Here is a 17950-nt window from a genome sequence, read left to right as displayed (position 1 = left end):
GCGACGGGCGCCGTCGGGCGGGGACGCCCGCGGCGACGCCCGCCGCGGCCGCGACGGCGTGTCGGAACGGGTTCATCGCTGCGCCTGCCGGAGGCTGCGAACACCCCACGCGCAGAACACAACCGCGAGCGTCAGTGCGATCCCGGCGATCCGGTCGTCGTACCGCGGGAAGTCGAGGACGGCGCGGCCGTGCTGCTCGAAGACACGCTGGAGGTCCGACTCGTACGTTCGCGCCGTCGCCACGCCGGTCAGCGGTTGGTACGCACCCTCGAAGACGATCACGGTCGAGTCCCGGGGGTCGATCACCGTCGCCGCCGCATGGAACACCATGGACACGAACGGAATCGCCAGCCCGGCCGCCGCGACCGCGGCGGACCCGGGCAGCGCGGACCCCACCGCGAGCCCGGCCCCGGCGCCGACCACCGCGAGCCGCACCAGCAGCCACGGACCGTCGCCGCCGAAGTCGGGCCAGATCGCACCGATGACCGGAACCGCCACTGCCACCGCCAGCCCCGCGACCGGCGCGGGGCGGCGTGCGGCGACCGCGAGACCGGCGACCACCGCGAGGCCGGCGACGGTGACCGCCGCCCAGGCGGGCACGTCCCGGAACGGGCTGCGCAGGTCCACGAGCACCGGCATCGCGGCGGCTGCGACACCGGTGGTCACCAGCACCACCGCGCCGTCCGGCGTTCCTGTGTGGCGGGCGATCATCCGGGCGCACACCTCGGTCGCGACGAGGATCACCACCATCGCGACGGCGACCGTGATCCACTGCTGGGTGCGGGTCCCGGTCTCGTCGCTCCCGATCCACGTCGTCTGCAGCCGGTTCAGCAGCGCGAGCGCCGCAATCGACAGCAAGGCCACCCGCGCCTCCGGCGCGGTCACCCGCTGGATTCGCGAGGCCGGGTTCGCGGTGGCGGCGGCCGCCGCCACCGCCGCGATCGTCACGCCGAGCAGCCACCACGCCGGCTCGCCGAGCGTCGACGTGCTCTCCCAGGACGTCCCGGTGCCGTACGCGGACACCGACAGGAATCCGCCGACGGCCCCCACGGCGAGCGCACGCTGCGCGAGCGGATGACCCCACACCGCCGCGACCGCCGCGCCGAGCACCACTCCGCCGGCCGCGGTCTTGACGAGGTGCAGCGCGATCAGGGCGTCGACGCCCGCGACCTCCGACACCGCGGCACGAACGCCCGCCACCACGGCGGCACCCGCGGCGGCCACGATCCAGGCGAGCCGCCGGGATCCGCCGCGCTGCAGCAGGACACACGCCAGGGCCGCGAGCACCGCCCCGATCGCGATGCCGGTGGGCTGCGCGCTCAGCCAGCGGTCGAGTTCACGGCCGGTCGTGTGGACGGCCCACCGCCCGCCGGGCGGGTCGGTCAGGACGAACGCCGCCAGCGCGGCCCCGAGAAGTGCGGCGAGTGCCGGTGTGGCGCTGCGGACGGAAACGGACATTTCCCGACGCTAACCGAACACGCGGTCCGTTGTGCTGAGCCGAACGTCCCGGCGTGCCACGATGATCGAGACCATCACACGAGGCGAGGACACACCCACATGGAATCGATCACCGAGAAGGCCACCACGCTGCTCGGGTTGCACCGTCCCGGCGATCCCGTGATCCTTCCGACGGTCTGGGACGCCTGGTCGGCGAACCTCGCCGCGCAGGCCGGTTTCGCCGCGCTCACCGTCGGTTCGCACCCGGTGGCCGACTCGATCGGTCGGCCCGACAACGAGGGCATGACCTTCACCGAGCTGCTCACCCGGGTCGCCCAGATCACGTCGGCGGTCGACCTGCCGGTCTCCGTGGACATCGAATCCGGGTACGGGCAGACCCCGCAGACGCTGATCGACGGGCTTCTCGACGTCGGCGCGGTCGGCCTGAACATCGAGGACACCGTGCACGGCGAGGGCGGCCGGCTGCGGGAGGCGCAGGAGCACGCCGACTTCGTCGGGGGGCTGCGCCGGGCCGCGGACGCGGTCGGGGTGCACGTGGTGATCAACGCCCGCACCGACCTGTTCCTCAGGCAGGTCGGCAACGAGGCCGACCGGGTGCAGCGTGCGATCGCGCGGCTCACCCTGGCCGCCGAGGCGGGCGCCGACTCGCTGTATCCGGTCGGTTTCCACACCGACGAGGTGTACCGCGAACTGACCGCCGCGCTGCCGCTGCCGGTCAACGCGATCGCCGATCCGGCGCGGGGCGACCGGGCGAACTACGCGGCCCTCGGCGTCGGTCGCGTCAGCTTCGGCCCGCTGCTGCAGGCCGCGCTCGCGGTCCGGGCCAACGAGATCCTCGCGCGCTGGGCGTGATGCGGCTCAGCCGCCCGTGAGTGGTTCACCCCGGCCGGGGTGAACCACTCACGGGTGCGCGAGCGCCTGCGTGGCGACCAGGTCGACGAGGTCGCGCTGGGCGAGGTTGACGTCCATCAGGTGCAGGCCCCAGGTGTCGTTCGGGAGCGCGGGCAGCAGTGCCGCGCCGGGTCCGTCGACCATCAGCACGTGCGCTCCGGCGCCGCCGGTGCACCGGGCGTGGAACACGTCGACGTCGCGACCACCGACCATGCTGTGCAGCGGAGCGTTCGAATTGTCGTGGAGCGATGCCGGATTGGTGCACAGCACCTCGTAGCCCGGCCCGTACGGCAGATCCGCGCGGGTGCCGGAGACGCCCGGTGTCTGCGGGGACAGGCCGTAGCGGGTGTCCGGTGGTGGTGTCCGCGAGAACGCCGAGTACGCGACCACGCACCCCGTCTGTGTCCGGTCCGTGCATGCCGGAACCGACGCGAAGTCTCCACCGACGCCGGACCCCGCCGCGACCGTCACGTTGCCGCCGATCAGCAGCGCGGAAACAAGTTGGGACTGCACCGGTTTCCCGTCGATCCGGTTGTGGATCAGCGTGCGCAGCATCCGGGTCCCCTGCGAGTGTCCGATCAGCACCACACCGCGACCGTGGTTGTGGTGCGCCAGATAGTCGTCCCAGGCGAGCTCGAGGTCGTCGTACGCGACGTCCAGCGCGGCCGTGCGCTCGGCGGGGGAGGCGTTGTTCAGCCCCCGCAGGGTCATCTGCCGGTACACCGGCGCCCACACGTCGCAGGCCGAGCCGAACGGTTCGGCCTGGGCACGGGCCACCGCCTGCAGCTCCGGCGACGGCGTGCGGTCCGCGTTCAGGGTCGGCTGCAGCGATGCGGTCGGATAGACGTAGAAGCAGTCGATCGGGGCGCCCGAACGGCCGCCGCACGGATCGTTCGGCTGACCCGGCCGGCACAGCCAGGTCGTCGTCTGGGCGCCGGCGACGGGCACGGCACCCACGACCGCGAGAAGCACTGTCCACAGCAGCGCCGCCGCAGCGGCGAGACGCGCGCTCATGACAATCGAGCGTAAACCCGTGCGGGCGCCCCCGCGCGGCGTTGCCGGTGCGCCGCGGGCCGTCAGCGGCCGCGCGCGTACGCCTCGAGGTGCGCAACCTGCGCCGCGTCCAGGGAGGGGCGGACCGTCTCGCGTGCGGACGTGACGTCGGCGGCCGTGACGTCGGCGGCATCCACGTCGCGGCGCATCGCCGCCAGCGCGGCCTCCCGCAGCAGCGCCGAGCAGTCCGCCGCGGAGTACCCGTCCAGCTCGGCGGCCAGGGCATCGAGGTCGACGCCCTCGGCGAGCGGCACCGAACGGCCGGCGGTACGAAGGATCTCGCGGCGCGCATCGGCGTCCGGCGGCGGCACGAACACCAGCTTCTCGAGTCGGCCCGGGCGCAGCAGGGCGGGATCGATCAGGTCGGGCCGGTTCGTCGCGCCGACCACCACGACGTCGCGCAGGGGTTCCACGCCGTCGAGTTCGGTGAGCAGCGCAGCCACCACCCGGTCGGTGACACCCGAGTCGGTGGACTGCCCCCGGCGCGGTGCCAGGGAGTCCACCTCGTCGAGGAAGATCATCGACGGCGCGGAATCGCGTGCACGCTGGAACAGTTCGCGTACCGCCTTCTCCGACGCACCGACCCACTTGTCCATCAGCTCCGCACCCTTGACCGCGTGCACCGACAGTTGACCCGAACCGGCCAGCGCCCGAACCAGATACGTCTTTCCGCAGCCCGGGGGCCCGTACAGCAGCACCCCACGCGGCGGCTCGATCCCCAGGCGGGCGAACGAGTCCGGATGCTGCAACGGCCACAGCACCGTCTCCGTCAACGCGCGCTTGGTCTCGAGCATGTCGCCGACGTCGTCGAGGGTGACACTGCCGACCGCCAATTCCTCGGTGCCGGACCGGGACAGCGGCCGGATCACCCCCAGCGCGCCGAGCAGATCGGACTGCTCGAGCCGCGGATCGGTGCCCTCGTTGCTGGCGCGCGACGCCGCCCGAAGCGCCGCCTCCCGCACGAGCGCGGCGAGATCGGCGGCGACGAATCCCGGTGCCCGGGATGCGATCTCGCCGAGGTCGAGATCCGAGGTCGGGACCTTGCGCAGCAGCAGTTCGAGAAGTGCCCGCCGGGTCACGCCGTCGGGCAGTGGAATCGTCAGCTCGCGGTCGCACACGTCCTGGCTGCGGGTGCGGGTGTCGAGCGCGTCCGGGTGGGCGGTCGTCGCGACGAACGCGACGCCGGGGGTGTCGACCGCGCGGCGCAGCTCGTCGAGGATCAGCGTCGACACCGGCTCGGGATCAGCGGGAAGCAGTGCGTCGAGGTCGGTGACCAGCAGCACGCCCCGTTCCTGCCGGAGGCGGGCCACCGCGTCGGCGACCCGCTGCAGCCGGGCGCCGTGCTCCAGCGCACCGACGGTCGGGCCGTCGAGTTCGACGACGGTGCGTCCGGCGAGCACCGCGCGTGCCGTCGTCGCCTTGCCCACCCCGGCCGGCCCGGTGATCACCACTCCCAGGTGCGGCGACGCGCCGAGTGTGTGCAGCAGTTCCGGTTCGTCGAGGGCCAGCCGGAGCCATTCGGTCAGCTTCGCGGTCTGGGCGGACACCCCGACCAGGTCCTGCACCGGAACCGCGTCGGGACGCGGCGTGGGGGACGCGGGCGCGGCGACGACCGGGGCCGGGGCGGCCGCGGACGTGCCCCAGTTGACAGCCGAATTCGGCTGCACGCTCACCGGACCCGCCGGATCCACCGCCACCACGGTCAACAGTTCGGACGTCCAGGCCACCCCGAACGCGCGCGAGAGCGACAGCGTGGCACCGGTCGTCGAGGTGCCGGGACCGAGGTCGCGCGGCAGCAGCGACACCGTGTCGCCGACGGTGAGCACCTTCCCGAGCAACGCCTGTCGCAGGGTCGACGCCGAGATCGACTGCATCGCCAGCGTGGACCCGCTCAGCGTCGCGGTCCGGGCGCCGTGCACCGTCACCGGTGAGACGACCACGCGCGCATCCTCTTTCAGGCCGGCGTTGGACAGCGTGACGTCGTCGAGCAGCGCGGTCCCGGTCGGGGTGCCCGCCGGTGCGAGCGCGACGACCGCCGCCGTGCGGCGGCCGCCGATGATCGCGATCCCGTCCCACTCCCGCAGCCCCAGCGCGGCGAGCGCTTCGGGGTGCAGGCGCACGACGCCGCGGCGGGCGTCGGCGGCGGACGTGTTCAACCGGGCGGTCAGCGCGAGTTCCGGGGAGGTCACGCGCACCAGGGTAGTGACACGGCGCGTGGGCGAGCCGGGCAGGAACGGCGCGGTGTCCCCGGCGGGTCGTTCACCCGCCGAGCCGCGCCGACCACTCGCGCAGGGCCGTGCCGAACTCCACGGACTCCGGCAGCGGCACCGCCACGTCGAGCCGGCCGGGCGGGAAGGGTCCGAGTTCGCCGAGCAGGTGGTTGGCGTTGGCGAGATGCGCGAACCGGAGGGCGGTGTGGTCGAGTGCGTCCCGCAGCGGGCCCACCTGATCGCAGCTGACGTTGAGGTCCTTGTCGGAGCACGTGAGCAGGACCGGGGTGGTGGCGGGAATCTCGTCGGCCAGTCGTACCGGGTCCAACGCGTCGGCCTCCGCCAGGAACGTCGCGTTCGCCGGGACAAGCCCGATGCTCGCCAGCAGCGGGTCGGGCCGGGCGGGGAGCTTCCCGGTCTCCCGCAGCGACCGCACGCTCGTCCGCAGCGTCTCGCGTGAGGTCTCCGCGTCGGCGGCAGCCAGCCGCCCGTCCTGCACCGCCGCGTCGAGCTGCCGGTTCAGTTGCGCGGTCAACAGGTCCAGATAGCGCATCGGCAACGGCTCGACCAGTCCGACACCGCCGTGACCGATGCCGCGATCGGCGAGCGCGAGTGCGGTGAGCCCGCCCTCGGAGTGACCGATCACCGTGAGGCGGTCGACGGGTACACCGGTACGGTCCGACAGCAGCGTCGCGGCGGCCGCGGCGTGCGTGACCTGGTCCGTGAACCCGAAGTCGACGAGCCGGTTCTGGGGCAACCCGGCGAGTCCGGTGGCACCGCTGCCGAACTTGTCGAATCGCAGGCTCGGGATCCCCTGCTCGGCCAGGTCGTCGGCGATGCGGCCGAGCGTGTTCGCCGGGACCCCGGGCTGGTTGCCGTTGCGATCGGTCGGGCCGCTGCCGGGCAGCAGCAACGCGGCCACGCCCGACCGCGGCCGGACCGGGGTACGCAGCGTGCCGTACAGAGTGACGTCGCCGGAGGCGAACGTCACCTCGGCGTCCTCGCCCGGCTGGGGGACCGACGAGCCGGCCGCCGGACCGATCACCGGCGGGGCGGGATCGGCGGACGCGGAGGGCGCGGTCGCGATCCCGGCAGCGACCAGCAACGGGAGCACCGCGCAGCTCAGTCGTCTGGTCGTTCGCACGGCTCCCGACGATAGGGGAGACGCGTGGCGCGGCGGCGAGGTGGCGGGCACGGGGCGGTCCCGAGGTCCGGTCAGCGCGCTTTCGGGCGCCGAAGCCCGAGCCGCGAGTAGGACCGCCGGTCGGTGCTGACCCGCCGGATCGCGCGCCGTTCGGCGGGTTTGACGTCCCACACCTCCGGCCGCGCGGCCACCCAGCGCTTCGAGCGGACCGCGAACGGGATGTGCACCAGGTACGCGAACACCAGAACGATCAGCAGCACGTACGGGTAGGTGATCAACGCGGCGGCCGTCAGCGCGACCCCGACCAGCAGCGCCGCCGCCATCCGGCGCGGCACCGAGAACGTCTTCATCGCCAGCGTCGGGATGCGGCTGACGATCAGGCCCGCGGACAGCACCGTCCACACCGACACCGCCCAGAACGACGACCACCAGCCGTCCCCCCACTGCTCGTACGCGGCGATCGGCGTCAGCGCGATCAACGCGCCCGCGGGCGCGGGCACGCCGACGAAGAACTCGCTCGTGTACGGCGGCGCCGTGTCGTCGTCGAGGAGGGTGTTGAACCTCGCCAGCCGCAGCACGATGCTGACCGCGAACACCAGCGCGATGATCCAGCCGGCGTTGCTGCCGTCGAGCAGGGTCACGTACAGCACCAGCGCGGGCGCGACACCGAACGAGATGGCGTCGGACAGCGAGTCGAGCTCGGCGCCGATCTTCGTGGTCGCGTCCAGCAGGCGCGCGATGCGGCCGTCGAGCGAGTCCAGGACCGCGGCGGCACCGATCATCGCGAGCGCGACCCCGAGCTGGTTCTCGAGCGCGAACTTGACCGCGGACAGGCCGCTGCACAGCGCCAGGATCGTGAGGGTGCTCGGCAGGAGCAGCAGACCGCTCGACGCGACCCGGCGGGGTCTGCTGGTGGTGACGACCTCCCGCGGACTCACGGCAGCAGCGCGAGGACGGTCTCCGCGCCGACGGCGCGCTGCCCTCGTTCGACCAGCACGGTGCTGCCCGCCGGGAAGTAGGTGTCGACGCGGGATCCGAACCGGATCAGCCCGTAGGTGTCACCGATCGGCAACCGGTCCCCGACCGTCGCGTCGCAGACGATGCGGCGGGCCAGCAGGCCCGCGATCTGCACGACCGCGACCTCGTGGCCGGCGGCGGTCCGCAGCAGCATCGAGTTGCGCTCGTTCGCGTCGCTGGCCTCCGGGAGATCCGCGGAGAGGAACTTGCCGGGCTGGTGCACCACCTTCAGGACCTCGCCGGCGACGGGGCTGCGCTGCACGTGCACGTCCAGCACCGACAGGAAGATGCTCACCCGGGGCACCGGCTGGTCGCCCATGTTCAGCTCGGCGGGCGGAACCGCGTTGTCGACGAGCGCGATCTCGCCGTCGGCGGGGGAGACGACCACGTTCGGCCGGTTCGGCGGCACCCGGTGCGGGTGCCGGAAGAACGCGGCGCTGGCGCCTGCCGCGGCGAGGCCGGTGCGACGCAACCACGGTCGGCGGCGACCGAGCACGGCGACCGCGAGCGGGGTCAGCACGAACGGCAGTCCGGCCGGGTGCAGCGGCGGGATCGTCGTCCGGACCAGGTCGACGACATGCGCGAGGCCGGTCGGCTGCGGGGTACCGATGGGGGTGGGGCGGCGGGCCACGAGCTCCTCTTAGGGTCGGCGACGGCTTCGGTGCCCGAACGGCGGGGCCGTTCCGGGCACTGCACAGGCTAGCCGAGCGCGGCGGGTGTCCTGCACCCCGAAGTCACCGGACCTGTGGTCGGCTGCTACTCGAGCTCCGCACGCAGCCGGTCGATCCCGCCGCGGATCATCCGGCCGTATCCGTCGTCGCCCAGCACGTCGACCGCGTCCTCGGCGCGGGCCAGGTGCCGACGGGCCGCGTCCCGGTCCCCGACCTTGGTGTAGTCGGCGGCCAGGTTCAGGTGCAGCGACGGCGCGAACCCGCGCACCTGCAACGTCGCGTGGTACCGCTGGGCGCGCTCGTCGGTGAGGCCGTCCGCGGCCGCCAGCGCGCGCAGGTCCCACGCGAGCTCCTCGGCGGGATCGTCCTGCAGGTCGGCAAGGTAGTGCGCGATCGTGACGGCGTGCAGCGGATCGCGGTCCGGTCCGAGCCGGTCCCACAGGTCCGTGAACGCGATGCGGGCCGCGTCCCGCTCGCCTCGGTTCGCCAGGTCCTGGGCGTGCATGGCCTCGGTCATCACCGGGTCCGTCGTCATCGGGTTCTCCTCGATTGTCGGTGGTGCGGAACGATAGTGCGGGCCACCGACAACCGAGGGTCCGTCAGCGCGTGGTCGCGGTCGCGGTCGCGGACTCGACCTCGGACTTGATTCGGGAGAGGGTGGTGTTCATACCGGAGATCATGTCGACCTCGAAGTCGGCGGTGCCGCCCATGAACTTGTCGACGAGGAAGCTCGAGATCCCGGTGGTGCCGGTCGGGGCCTCGCGGCGTTCGGTCACGCGGGTGCCGGTCTCGGTCGCGGTCAGCTCGTAGGTCCAGATGGTGTGGTTCTCGGTGACCCGCCACGCGACGGCCCGGTTCGGTTCGAAGCGGATCACCTTCGCGCTGGTCGGCCACACCAGCAGACCCTTCTTGTTGACGTTGAACGTCCGGGTGCCCTGACGGACCGGGCCGCCGAAGACCTTCATCACCCTGCACTGCGGGCTCCACCTGCCCATCCGTTCGAGGTCGGAGACCACCGTCCACACCGCCTCGGGGGTGGCGTCGATCTCGATGCTCGCTTCGAGGGTGTTCGTCACGGTGCTTCTCCAGGCTTCAGACGGGGACGGTGTGCGATACCTATCGTCACATATACTTCGCCGGATTCGAGGCGGACGTCAAGATCCGGGATCCGGGTGTAATGCACGGCCGGGTGCGGGCGATGAAGATGGTATCCACACACCGGTCGGCCACACCGTGGCCGGCATCCGACCCGGAGCCTGTCGTGAAGATCCCAGACGTCCTGCGCCCACCCCACCATCAGTCGATGCCCCTGCTGCCGATCGCGCGCACGTGGGGCCGTCGGGAGACGTGGCCGAGTGAGCGCCTCGAACGTCTGCTGACCCAGCGTGAGGTCGACGACCTGGTCCGGGGCCACTTCACCCGCTGACCGCCGGCCCCGGCCGTTCGGTCGGCCCTTTCTGTCCGGAAAGTTGTTCTATTCGATCTAGAACAATATGGTGATGGTGTGCTCGTCCGAATCGACCCGTCCTCGTCCGCACCGCTCTTCGAACAGGTGGCGGCCAGCGTCCGCCGTGCCATCGCCGACGGCAGCGCCGCGCCCGGGGAGCGTCTGCCCGGCGCCCGTGATCTCGCCGAGTCGCTGGACCTGAACGTGCACACCGTGCTGCGCGGCTACCAGCAGCTGCGGGACGAGGGGCTGATCGAACTGCGGCGCGGTCGGGGAGCGGTGGTGGCCGCCGACGCGGGCACACGCGGCCCGCTGCAGGAGGCGGTACGTGCGCTCGTCGGGGAGGCGCGCCGACTCGGGATGGGCACGGCGGAACTGGTGGCGCTGGTGACGAAGGAGATGACGTGACGGAATCGACCGGTGTGCAGAAGATCTCGTGGGTCCGCGCGCTCGCAGCCGCGCTGACGGCCCCGGCGGTGGCCGCGGTCGCCGCGCTGGCGCTGCTCGCGGCCTGGTCGGCGGACCTCCCGGAGCGGCTCGCCGTGCATTTCGGGCCCGGCGGCGACGCCGACCGCTTCGCGACCCTCGCCGCGGTGTGCTGGTCCGTCCTGCTCGGTCCGGCGATCGCCGCCGTCCTGGTGACCGTGGTCGTGCCGGTCACCGGTCGCGACCCGCGCGCGGCCCGGACCGGCGCCGCGGTCGCGGCAGGCACGGGAGTGTTCGTCGCGGTGTTGCCCGCCCTGGTGGCGATCCCGCAGCACGGGGTGTCCGACGCCGCGTCGGTCGCCGTCCCCGTCGGGTGGATCGCGGTGGGCGCGGTGGCCGCGCTGCTGTCCGCGGTGCTCGCGTACCGGGCGGTCCCGGCGCCCGGGCCGACGCCGGCCGTCGCCCCGCCCCCGGAGGGCGCCCCGCGTCTGCCGCTCGCCGACGGCGAGCGGGTCGCGTGGTCGGGATCGGCCGCGATGCCGCGCCTGCTCGGGGCGATCGTGGTCGCGGTGCCGTTGACCGTGGTCCTGGGGCTGGCCGTCGCGGGTGTCGGGTCGGCGGCCCTGCTCCTCGTGATCACCGCGATCTCCGCCGCCCTGATGGCGTTCGTCCTGGCGCCGGTCCGGGTGCTCGTCGACCATCGCGGGCTGACCGCACGCAGCGTCGTCGCGATCCGCCCGATCCGGATCCCGATCGAGGAGGTCGCCGAGGCCCGGGAGGTGTCCGTGGCACTGCTCAACGGGTTCGGCGGCTACGGCTACCGGGTCGGCCCCGCGGGCGTCGGCCTGATCGTCCGGCCGGGGCCCGCCCTGCAGGTCGCCCGCGGTGACGGGTCGCGGTTCACCGTCACCGTCGACGGCGCGGACCGGGCCGCGGCCGTCCTCAACGCCCTGGCCGCGCGGGACCGGTCCCCGCGCTGAGCTCGAGCCGCCGGCTCAGCCGGTCGCGCACGTCCGGCCAGTCCTCGGCCGTGATCGAGAACAGGACGCTGTCGCGCACGGTGCCGTCCTCGCGACGGAAACTGCGCCGCAGCGTCCCCTCGTACTGCGCCCCGAGGCGCGCGATGGCCTGCTGGGACCGGACGTTGCGCACGTCCGTCTTCAGCTGGACCCGACCGGCGGACAGGGTCTCGAACGCGTACCGCAGCAGGAGCAGTTTCGCCTCCGGGTTCACGGTCGTCCGCCACACCGCGGGGGTGTAGAGCGTCATCCCGATCTCGAGCCGCGCGTCGCGCGGAACCACGTCGAGGTAGGAGGTGGTCCCGACGATCGCACCCGCCGGTACGTCGCCGACCGGCCGGACGGTCCGCACGGTCCACTGGTGCCAGTTCGGTTCGGCGCTCCGGACCCGGAGGAATTCCGCGAACGACGCCGGGTCGGCCGGTCGCCACGGCACGTGCGCCCACACCCGGTCGTGATCGAGGGCGTCGAACAACTCGTCCGCGTCGGCGACCGGGTCGAGCCTCGTCAGGCGGACCGTCGCGCCCGGCAGCGCGGTGCCGTCCGGGACCGGCCAGCTCATCTGCGGCCACGGGGAATCAAGCGGGCGGGGGTCGGGCACGGGCGGGAACGGGGCGGGGTCTGTGGTCGGCACGGTACGAGTATCGCCACGCCGGCAAGCGAGATTTCGCGCGTCGAGGTCGCCGGGCGCCCGGTGCGCGCGGCGCATATTCTCGGAGGATGGCGCGGATCGACGGCGTGCTGTTCGACATCGACGGGGTGCTGGTCACGTCGTGGCGTCCGTTGCCGGGCGCCACGGAGACCCTGCGGGCGCTGCGCGAGCGGTCCCTGCGGCGCGCCTTCCTCACCAACACCACCTCCCGCACCCGCGCCGAGATCGCTGCCGAGCTGCGCGGGCAGGGCATGGACGTCGACGCCCGCGAGATCGTCACCGCCGCGGCGCTCACCGCCGAGTACCTGCGTGCGACCCGTCCGGGAGCGCGGTGCCTGCTGGTCAACCACGGCGACATCGCGGAGGACCTGGAGGGGATCGTCCTGGATCCGGAGCACCCCGAGGTCGTGGTCCTCGGTGGCGCCGGACCCGAGTTCGACCACGTCACCCTCAGCCGTGTCGTGGACCTGATGCAGCAGGGCGTGCCGCTCGTGGCGATGCAGGGCGGGTTGACGTGGGCCACCGCGGACGGCCTGCGGATCGACACCGGCGCCTACCTGCCGGGCCTCGAGGCGGCGGGCGGTTCGCGCGCGACCGTGATCGGCAAGCCGGCGCCGACCGGGTTCACCGCGGCGGCCGCGCTGATGGGCACCGAGCCGGAGCGGACACTCATGATCGGCGACGACCTGGTGAACGACGTGCTCGCCGCCCAGTACGTCGGTTTCGTCGGGGTGCTCGTGCGGACCGGCAAGTTCCGGCCGGCGGTCCTCGATTCCGCGGACCGGGCGCCCGATCACGTGATCGATTCCGTGGCCGACCTCCCCGCTCTCCTCGACCGGCTCGACGGGTGACCGGGGTCCCGTTGCGTTCAACGAAATCGTTGCCGAGTCGCGCGCGAACTTTCCGGGTCGAACGGGGTGATGTTCGGTACGGTCGACGCATTCCGTCCAGCCCGTCCGAGGAGATTCGTGCGCACTGCCTCCCGCCCCCGTTCCCTGACCCTGTTCCGCAGCCGCGCCGCGCGCGTCGGCGCGTCGATCGCGACGGGTGTCGCTGTGCTCGGCGGCCTCGCCGTCGCCGGCACCGGGGTCGCCTCCGCCGCCCGCGTCGACTGCGTCTCGCCGCCGTCGGCCAATGACATCCACGTCATCGGCGACGCCAGCTGCGGCGCGACGGCGACGTCCGGCGGCGTCGCGAACGCGGGCGCGACGGACAGCGGCACCGCGGTCAGCGTGTCCGACGTCGGCGCCGCCAACACCTTCGCGACCGGATTCGGCGTCGCGCTGAGCACGTCGAAGGGTCCCGGTCAGGCGCACGCCTACGCGATCGGCGGCGGCATCGCCCGCGCCGCCACCGGCAACGGCAACGTCACCCTCGCGCTCGCCGGCTGGGGTTCGGGTGCGACCGCGGAGCCGGGCGGCGTGGACTGCATGGGGCCGCTCTCGTTCGCCGTCAACTTCACCACCGGCGCGGTCTGCCTGATCCGCTGACTCCGCGGGCACGTCCCAGGCCCGCGACGGACTCCCGGAACCTTGCACTCGCCACCTGCGAGTGCTAGAAAAGCACTTGGCACTCACAACACGTGAGTGCCAGGTCGGGAAGGTGAGACCGGGATCCATCGACACCCCCGGTCGTCCGTCGCGGGCACCGAGCCTGGCCATGTGAACGGGGCGAACCGCATGCGGTCGCCCTGAGCGCCAAATGAGGCGACCCGACGAGCGGTCGCCTTGTGTGTCACCCCCAATCCGGAGGATCACTTCGCAATGGCCAAGATCATCGCGTTCGACGAAGAGGCCCGTCGCGGCCTCGAGCGTGGCCTCAACAGCCTCGCCGACGCCGTCAAGGTGACGCTGGGACCCAAGGGTCGCAACGTCGTGCTCGAGAAGAAGTGGGGCGCCCCCACGATCACCAACGACGGCGTGTCCATCGCCAAGGAGATCGAGCTCGAGGACCCCTACGAGAAGATCGGCGCCGAGCTGGTCAAGGAGGTCGCCAAGAAGACCGACGACGTCGCTGGCGACGGCACCACCACCGCCACCGTCCTCGCTCAGGCGCTCGTCCGTGAGGGTCTGCGCAACGTCGCCGCCGGTGCGAACCCGCTGGGTCTCAAGCGCGGCATCGAGAAGGCCGTCGAGGCCGTGACCGCCAAGCTGCTCGACACCGCCAAGGAGGTCGAGACCAAGGAGCAGATCGCCGCCACCGCCGGCATCTCCGCGGGTGACCCGTCCATCGGTGAGCTGATCGCCGAGGCCATGGACAAGGTCGGCAAGGAAGGCGTCATCACCGTCGAGGAGTCCAACTCCTTCGGCCTGCAGCTCGAGCTCACCGAGGGTATGCGCTTCGACAAGGGCTACATCTCGCTGTACTTCGCGACCGACGCCGAGCGTCAGGAAGCGGTCCTCGAGGATCCGTACATCCTGCTCGTCAGCTCCAAGATCTCGACGGTCAAGGACCTGCTGCCGCTGCTGGAGAAGGTCATCCAGGCCGGCAAGCCGCTGCTGATCATCGCCGAGGACGTCGAGGGCGAGGCCCTGTCGACCCTGGTCGTCAACAAGATCCGCGGCACCTTCAAGTCCGTCGCCGTCAAGGCCCCCGGCTTCGGTGACCGCCGCAAGGCGCAGCTCGCCGACATCGCCATCCTCACCGGTGGCGAGGTCATCAGCGAAGAGGTCGGCCTGTCCCTGGAGACCGCCGGCATCGAGCTGCTCGGCCGCGCCCGCAAGGTCGTCGTCACCAAGGACGAGACCACCATCGTCGAGGGTGCCGGCGACGCCGAGGCCATCGCCGGTCGCGTCAACCAGATCCGCGCCGAGATCGAGGCGTCGGACTCCGACTACGACCGTGAGAAGCTGCAGGAGCGCCTCGCGAAGCTGGCCGGCGGCGTCGCCGTCATCAAGGCCGGTGCCGCGACCGAGGTCGAGCTCAAGGAGCGCAAGCACCGCATCGAGGACGCCGTCCGCAACGCCAAGGCCGCGGTCGAGGAGGGCATCGTCGCCGGTGGTGGCGTGGCTCTGCTGCAGTCCGCTCCGGTCCTGGACGACCTGAAGCTCGAGGGCGACGAGGCCACCGGTGCCAACATCGTCAAGGTGGCCCTCGAGGCCCCGCTCAAGCAGATCGCCTTCAACGCCGGCCTCGAGCCCGGCGTCGTCGCGGAGAAGGTTCGCAACCTGCCCGCCGGCAGCGGCCTGAACGCCGCCACCGGTGAGTACGAGGACCTGCTCGCGGCCGGCATCAACGACCCGGTCAAGGTCACCCGCTCGGCGCTGCAGAACGCGGCGTCCATCGCGGCCCTGTTCCTCACCACCGAGGCCGTCGTCGCCGACAAGCCGGAGAAGGCCGCGCCCGTCGCGGACCCGACCGGCGGCATGGGCGGCATGGACTTCTGAGTCCGACCCCGCTCGGGACCTGACCGGTCCCACCCGGTTCCCACGAGGCCGGTCCACCGTCGGGTGGGCCGGCCTCGCGGCGATGTTGTACAGGCCGGTTGTCGGTCACGGAACGGAATCGGGACACATCTTTGGCGATTCCTTGGACAACCCGGCACACTCTCGGTGAGACTATGCCCGCGTATTCACGCCACGAGGTCCCGCAGGAGTAACGGCGGGGCCGCGATGGCGTATATACGCTAACGAACAGCTAACGCAAGCAGTCGACAGATCAAGGTGGGAAGATGCCCAAGTTTCGTGGATCCGGCCGTCGCGTGGGTCGCATCGCGGCCGCGACCGCCGCGCTGACCGTCCTGCCCCTGCTCGGTGTCGGTGCCGTCGCCAACGCGGCCGACGTCCCGCAGGCGGTCGCGGCGAACGGATCCAAGCTCGAGCGCATCGACGGCTCCGGACGCCAGGTCACCGCCTACGTGCACTCAGTGTCGATGGACAAGACCATCCCGCTGAAGATTCAGCTCCCCGCCGACACGAGCGCCCCGCGGCCCACCCTGTACCTCCTCAACGGCGCCGGCGGCGGCGAGGACTCCGCGACCTGGCAGCGTCGCACCGATGTCGCCTCGTTCTTCTCCGACAAGAACCTCAACGTGGTCACCCCGGTCGGCGGTGCGTTCAGCTACTACACCGACTGGCAGAAGGACGATCCCAAGCTCGGCCGCAACAAGTGGACGACCTTCCTGACGCAGGAGCTCCCGCCGATCATCGACGCGGCGTTCAAGGGCAACGGCGTCAACTCGCTCGCCGCGATCTCCATGACCGGCACCTCGGTGCTCAACCTCGCGATCGACGCCCCCGGCCTGTACAAGAGCGTCGCCGCCTACAGCGGTTGCGCCGAGACCAGCACGGAGGCCGGCCGCGCCTACATCAAGCTCGTGGTCGAGTCCCGCGGCGGCGGCGACACCGAGAACATGTGGGGCCCCGAGAACGATCCGCAGTGGATCGCGAACGACCCGGTGATCAACGCCGAGAAGCTGCGCGGCACCCAGCTGTACGTGTCCAGCGGCAACGGTCTGCCCGGCGCGCACGACAACCTGGAGGAGACCGGCAGCCCGTCCGCGCTGGCCAACCAGGTCCTGCTCGGCGGCGCCATCGAGGGTGCCACCCTGCTGTGCACGAACAACCTGTTCAAGCGGCTGAACCAGCTGAACATCCCGGCGACGTTCGACTTCCGCCCGAACGGCACTCACTCGTGGGGCTACTGGGAGGACGACCTGCACAAGTCGTGGCCGTTCCTCGCCAACTCGCTCGGCATCTGATCGCAGCGCTCCCGAATTCGACGACGGCGCCGTCCCGCTCCTGAGCGGGACGGCGCCGTCGTGTTGTGCGGGCTGCCAGCCGGCACGGCCGGCCGCGTCGGCGGAGCTCGGCCGAGCGGGGTCAGCGGGCGCGGAAGGCGTCCCAGCTGGCCTTGCAGGCGTGGGCGATCGAATCGACCCGATCCGGATCGGCCCTCGGCCACCCGACACCGGGCTCCATCAGTTCCGAGGTGAGGACCGGACCGATCAGGTGTTCGCGGCGGAACTCGGCCTGCACGGCCGACAGCGTGACACCGGATTCGGCGGCGGGCGCTGCGAGTTCGGCGAAGCGGGCGCCGGCCGAGATGATCTCCCGACTGCCCGGGTACGGCTGGTTCAGCGCCACCGCGGTCGGGTCGTCGACCGCGAACCCGGTGCGGTGCGCGGCGGCGAGCGCGCGGAGCGCGCCGGGCGCCATCGTGACCGCGTCGTTCCCGCGCGGATTGCCCTCGTGGTCACCGCGATTGCACAGTGCGACCACGTCGGGCAGCCGGTCCGACGGGGCCCGTTCGACGTTCACCGCCCCGTCCCGGGTGCTGGTGTGGTTCATCGTGTCGTGAACCGACAACGTCGTGAACTCCACCGGCCGCCTGCTGTCCCTGGCCCGGGCGAACGCGAGATCGACCATCCGGCCGATCAACTCGTCGCGGGTCCGCTCGTACACCTCGAGACCGTGGGCGGCCACCTCGGCAAAGGTCGCCGCGAGGTGCCGCAGCCCGGCGTCGTCGTCGGGTTCGATCAGCAGCGGCAGGGACGAGAACGTCACCGGGCGGATCGCGTCCACGCCGGTCAGGTCGACGGGCCGGTCGGGACCGGCGGCGCGGACCCGGACGAAGGCCTCCTTCAGGGTCGCGAACAGGTCGTCCGGTCGGGCGCGGTTGGGGTCGCGGACCATCCGGGGGTGCGGGTTCTCGACGTAGACGATCCGCGGGTCGATCTCGGCCCAGCGTCGCACGATCGGGCCGGTGGAGCAGTCGGTGAAGTCGAACTGCAGCCGGCGGGTGAACTCGGGCGCCAGGAAGGCGGCCAGTTCCGCGGGGATCATCGACCCCGAGTGCGGGCAGCTGACCAGTAGATCCGCCCCGGCGAGGGCCTCGTCCAGGCTGCGATCCGCGCGTTCGGCGTAGAAAATCAGATCATCGGGCGTGAATTCGGTCCCGGCCGGGATCAACAGCGGGTCTGACAGGGCCATGGCCGAACACTATCGGGACCCGACGTCAGGGG

The 17950-nt window shown here is 72.1% G+C and carries 18 protein-coding genes; 8 read left to right on the top strand and 10 right to left on the bottom strand.

Features of this window, described 5'->3' with window-relative positions; genetic code table 11:
• Nucleotides 1-72: 72 nt before the first annotated feature.
• On the bottom strand, nucleotides 73-1458 hold the full coding sequence (locus ABD951_RS22545; protein ID WP_345350497.1) for a hypothetical protein: 1386 nt from the start codon (nucleotides 1456-1458) through the stop codon (nucleotides 73-75).
• A 99-nt stretch (nucleotides 1459-1557) separates the two neighbouring features.
• On the opposite strand from ABD951_RS22545, the gene ABD951_RS22540 reads away from it, so the two are divergent.
• Nucleotides 1558-2310: an isocitrate lyase/PEP mutase family protein gene (locus ABD951_RS22540; RefSeq protein ID WP_345350494.1), complete on the top strand. Its 753-nt coding sequence runs from the start codon at nucleotides 1558-1560 to the stop codon at nucleotides 2308-2310.
• A 48-nt stretch (nucleotides 2311-2358) separates the two neighbouring features.
• On the opposite strand, the gene ABD951_RS22535 is transcribed toward ABD951_RS22540, so the two are convergent.
• From ABD951_RS22535 to ABD951_RS22505, 7 genes are all read right to left on the bottom strand, one after another.
• Complete coding sequence (locus tag ABD951_RS22535; RefSeq protein WP_345350491.1) at nucleotides 2359-3363, bottom strand: DUF3089 domain-containing protein; 1005 nt, start codon at nucleotides 3361-3363, stop codon at nucleotides 2359-2361.
• A gap of 62 nt (nucleotides 3364-3425) precedes the next feature.
• Nucleotides 3426-5591 (bottom strand): AAA family ATPase, encoded by a 2166-nt coding sequence (locus tag ABD951_RS22530; RefSeq protein ID WP_345350488.1) that lies wholly within the window; start codon nucleotides 5589-5591, stop codon nucleotides 3426-3428.
• A 70-nt stretch (nucleotides 5592-5661) separates the two neighbouring features.
• Nucleotides 5662-6756, bottom strand: coding sequence for an alpha/beta hydrolase (locus tag ABD951_RS22525; RefSeq protein WP_345350485.1), 1095 nt, complete (start codon nucleotides 6754-6756; stop codon nucleotides 5662-5664).
• A gap of 71 nt (nucleotides 6757-6827) precedes the next feature.
• The gene (locus ABD951_RS22520; protein WP_345350722.1) at nucleotides 6828-7637 is read right to left on the bottom strand and encodes a CDP-alcohol phosphatidyltransferase family protein; all 810 of its coding nucleotides are present in this window, start codon (nucleotides 7635-7637) and stop codon (nucleotides 6828-6830) included.
• A 53-nt stretch (nucleotides 7638-7690) separates the two neighbouring features.
• A complete protein-coding gene (locus tag ABD951_RS22515) occupies nucleotides 7691-8404 on the bottom strand; it encodes a phosphatidylserine decarboxylase (protein ID WP_345350482.1) in 714 nt (237 codons plus the stop codon).
• A gap of 125 nt (nucleotides 8405-8529) precedes the next feature.
• The gene (locus ABD951_RS22510; protein ID WP_345350479.1) at nucleotides 8530-8979 is read right to left on the bottom strand and encodes a hypothetical protein; all 450 of its coding nucleotides are present in this window, start codon (nucleotides 8977-8979) and stop codon (nucleotides 8530-8532) included.
• 64 nt (nucleotides 8980-9043) lie between these two features.
• Nucleotides 9044-9520, bottom strand: a complete 477-nt coding sequence (locus ABD951_RS22505; RefSeq protein ID WP_345350475.1) for an SRPBCC family protein — start codon at nucleotides 9518-9520, stop codon at nucleotides 9044-9046.
• A 227-nt stretch (nucleotides 9521-9747) separates the two neighbouring features.
• Between ABD951_RS22505 and ABD951_RS22500 the strand changes: the two genes are divergently transcribed.
• The 3 genes from ABD951_RS22500 to ABD951_RS22490 all read left to right on the top strand — a co-directional run bounded on the left by ABD951_RS22500 (nucleotide 9748) and on the right by ABD951_RS22490 (nucleotide 11297).
• On the top strand, nucleotides 9748-9870 hold the full coding sequence (locus ABD951_RS22500) for a hypothetical protein (protein ID WP_345350472.1): 123 nt from the start codon (nucleotides 9748-9750) through the stop codon (nucleotides 9868-9870).
• Between the two features lie 78 nt (nucleotides 9871-9948).
• Nucleotides 9949-10299, top strand: a complete 351-nt coding sequence (locus tag ABD951_RS22495; RefSeq protein ID WP_345350469.1) for a GntR family transcriptional regulator — start codon at nucleotides 9949-9951, stop codon at nucleotides 10297-10299.
• Nucleotides 10296-11297, top strand: coding sequence for a DUF1648 domain-containing protein (locus tag ABD951_RS22490; RefSeq protein ID WP_345350466.1), 1002 nt, complete (start codon nucleotides 10296-10298; stop codon nucleotides 11295-11297). The genes ABD951_RS22495 and ABD951_RS22490 overlap by 4 nt, the downstream gene beginning before the upstream one ends.
• Here the strand turns inward: ABD951_RS22490 and ABD951_RS22485 are convergent.
• Nucleotides 11260-11970: a GNAT family N-acetyltransferase gene (locus tag ABD951_RS22485; protein ID WP_345350463.1), complete on the bottom strand. Its 711-nt coding sequence runs from the start codon at nucleotides 11968-11970 to the stop codon at nucleotides 11260-11262. The two genes, ABD951_RS22490 and ABD951_RS22485, sit on opposite strands and share 38 nt — an antisense overlap.
• Nucleotides 11971-12056: 86 nt before the next feature.
• Here ABD951_RS22485 and ABD951_RS22480 point away from each other — a divergent pair, with 86 nt between their 5' ends.
• From ABD951_RS22480 to ABD951_RS22465, 4 genes are all read left to right on the top strand, one after another.
• Nucleotides 12057-12839 (top strand): HAD-IIA family hydrolase, encoded by a 783-nt coding sequence (locus ABD951_RS22480; RefSeq protein ID WP_345350460.1) that lies wholly within the window; start codon nucleotides 12057-12059, stop codon nucleotides 12837-12839.
• Nucleotides 12840-12908: 69 nt separating this feature from the next.
• Nucleotides 12909-13478 carry a DUF6764 family protein gene (locus ABD951_RS22475; protein WP_345350457.1) on the top strand — a complete coding sequence of 190 codons (570 nt, stop codon included), beginning with the start codon at nucleotides 12909-12911 and terminating at the stop codon, nucleotides 13476-13478.
• A gap of 273 nt (nucleotides 13479-13751) precedes the next feature.
• Nucleotides 13752-15374 carry a chaperonin GroEL gene (gene groL / locus ABD951_RS22470; RefSeq protein ID WP_345350455.1) on the top strand — a complete coding sequence of 541 codons (1623 nt, stop codon included), beginning with the start codon at nucleotides 13752-13754 and terminating at the stop codon, nucleotides 15372-15374.
• Between the two features lie 284 nt (nucleotides 15375-15658).
• Complete coding sequence (locus ABD951_RS22465; RefSeq protein ID WP_345350453.1) at nucleotides 15659-16687, top strand: alpha/beta hydrolase; 1029 nt, start codon at nucleotides 15659-15661, stop codon at nucleotides 16685-16687.
• 121 nt (nucleotides 16688-16808) lie between these two features.
• Here ABD951_RS22465 and ABD951_RS22460 read toward each other — a convergent pair whose 3' ends face one another.
• Entirely contained in the window at nucleotides 16809-17918 is a 1110-nt protein-coding gene (locus tag ABD951_RS22460) for an N-formylglutamate amidohydrolase (RefSeq protein WP_345350450.1), read from the bottom strand.
• Nucleotides 17919-17950: the final 32 nt, after the last annotated feature.

The sequence above is a fragment of the Rhodococcus olei genome (assembly GCF_039540555.1).
Taxonomy (GTDB): domain Bacteria; phylum Actinomycetota; class Actinomycetes; order Mycobacteriales; family Mycobacteriaceae; genus Rhodococcus_G; species Rhodococcus_G olei.
The sequence above is the reverse complement of the archived record's forward strand: the minus strand, read 5'-3'. Positions and strand labels throughout refer to the sequence as shown.

What these genes read in the sequence shown, in the direction of transcription:
- ABD951_RS22545 (WP_345350497.1), bottom strand. Translation starts at nt 1,458, where the DNA reads ATGTCCGTTTCCGTCCGCAGCGCCACACCGGCACTCGCCGCACTTCTC.
- ABD951_RS22540 (WP_345350494.1), top strand. Translation starts at nt 1,558, where the DNA reads ATGGAATCGATCACCGAGAAGGCCACCACGCTGCTCGGGTTGCACCGT.
- ABD951_RS22535 (WP_345350491.1), bottom strand. Translation starts at nt 3,363, where the DNA reads ATGAGCGCGCGTCTCGCCGCTGCGGCGGCGCTGCTGTGGACAGTGCTT.
- ABD951_RS22510 (WP_345350479.1), bottom strand. Translation starts at nt 8,979, where the DNA reads ATGACGACGGACCCGGTGATGACCGAGGCCATGCACGCCCAGGACCTG.
- ABD951_RS22500 (WP_345350472.1), top strand. Translation starts at nt 9,748, where the DNA reads ATGCCCCTGCTGCCGATCGCGCGCACGTGGGGCCGTCGGGAGACGTGG.
- ABD951_RS22480 (WP_345350460.1), top strand. Translation starts at nt 12,057, where the DNA reads ATGGCGCGGATCGACGGCGTGCTGTTCGACATCGACGGGGTGCTGGTC.
- ABD951_RS22475 (WP_345350457.1), top strand. Translation starts at nt 12,909, where the DNA reads ATGTTCGGTACGGTCGACGCATTCCGTCCAGCCCGTCCGAGGAGATTC.
- groL (WP_345350455.1), top strand. Translation starts at nt 13,752, where the DNA reads ATGGCCAAGATCATCGCGTTCGACGAAGAGGCCCGTCGCGGCCTCGAG.
- ABD951_RS22465 (WP_345350453.1), top strand. Translation starts at nt 15,659, where the DNA reads ATGCCCAAGTTTCGTGGATCCGGCCGTCGCGTGGGTCGCATCGCGGCC.
- ABD951_RS22460 (WP_345350450.1), bottom strand. Translation starts at nt 17,918, where the DNA reads ATGGCCCTGTCAGACCCGCTGTTGATCCCGGCCGGGACCGAATTCACG.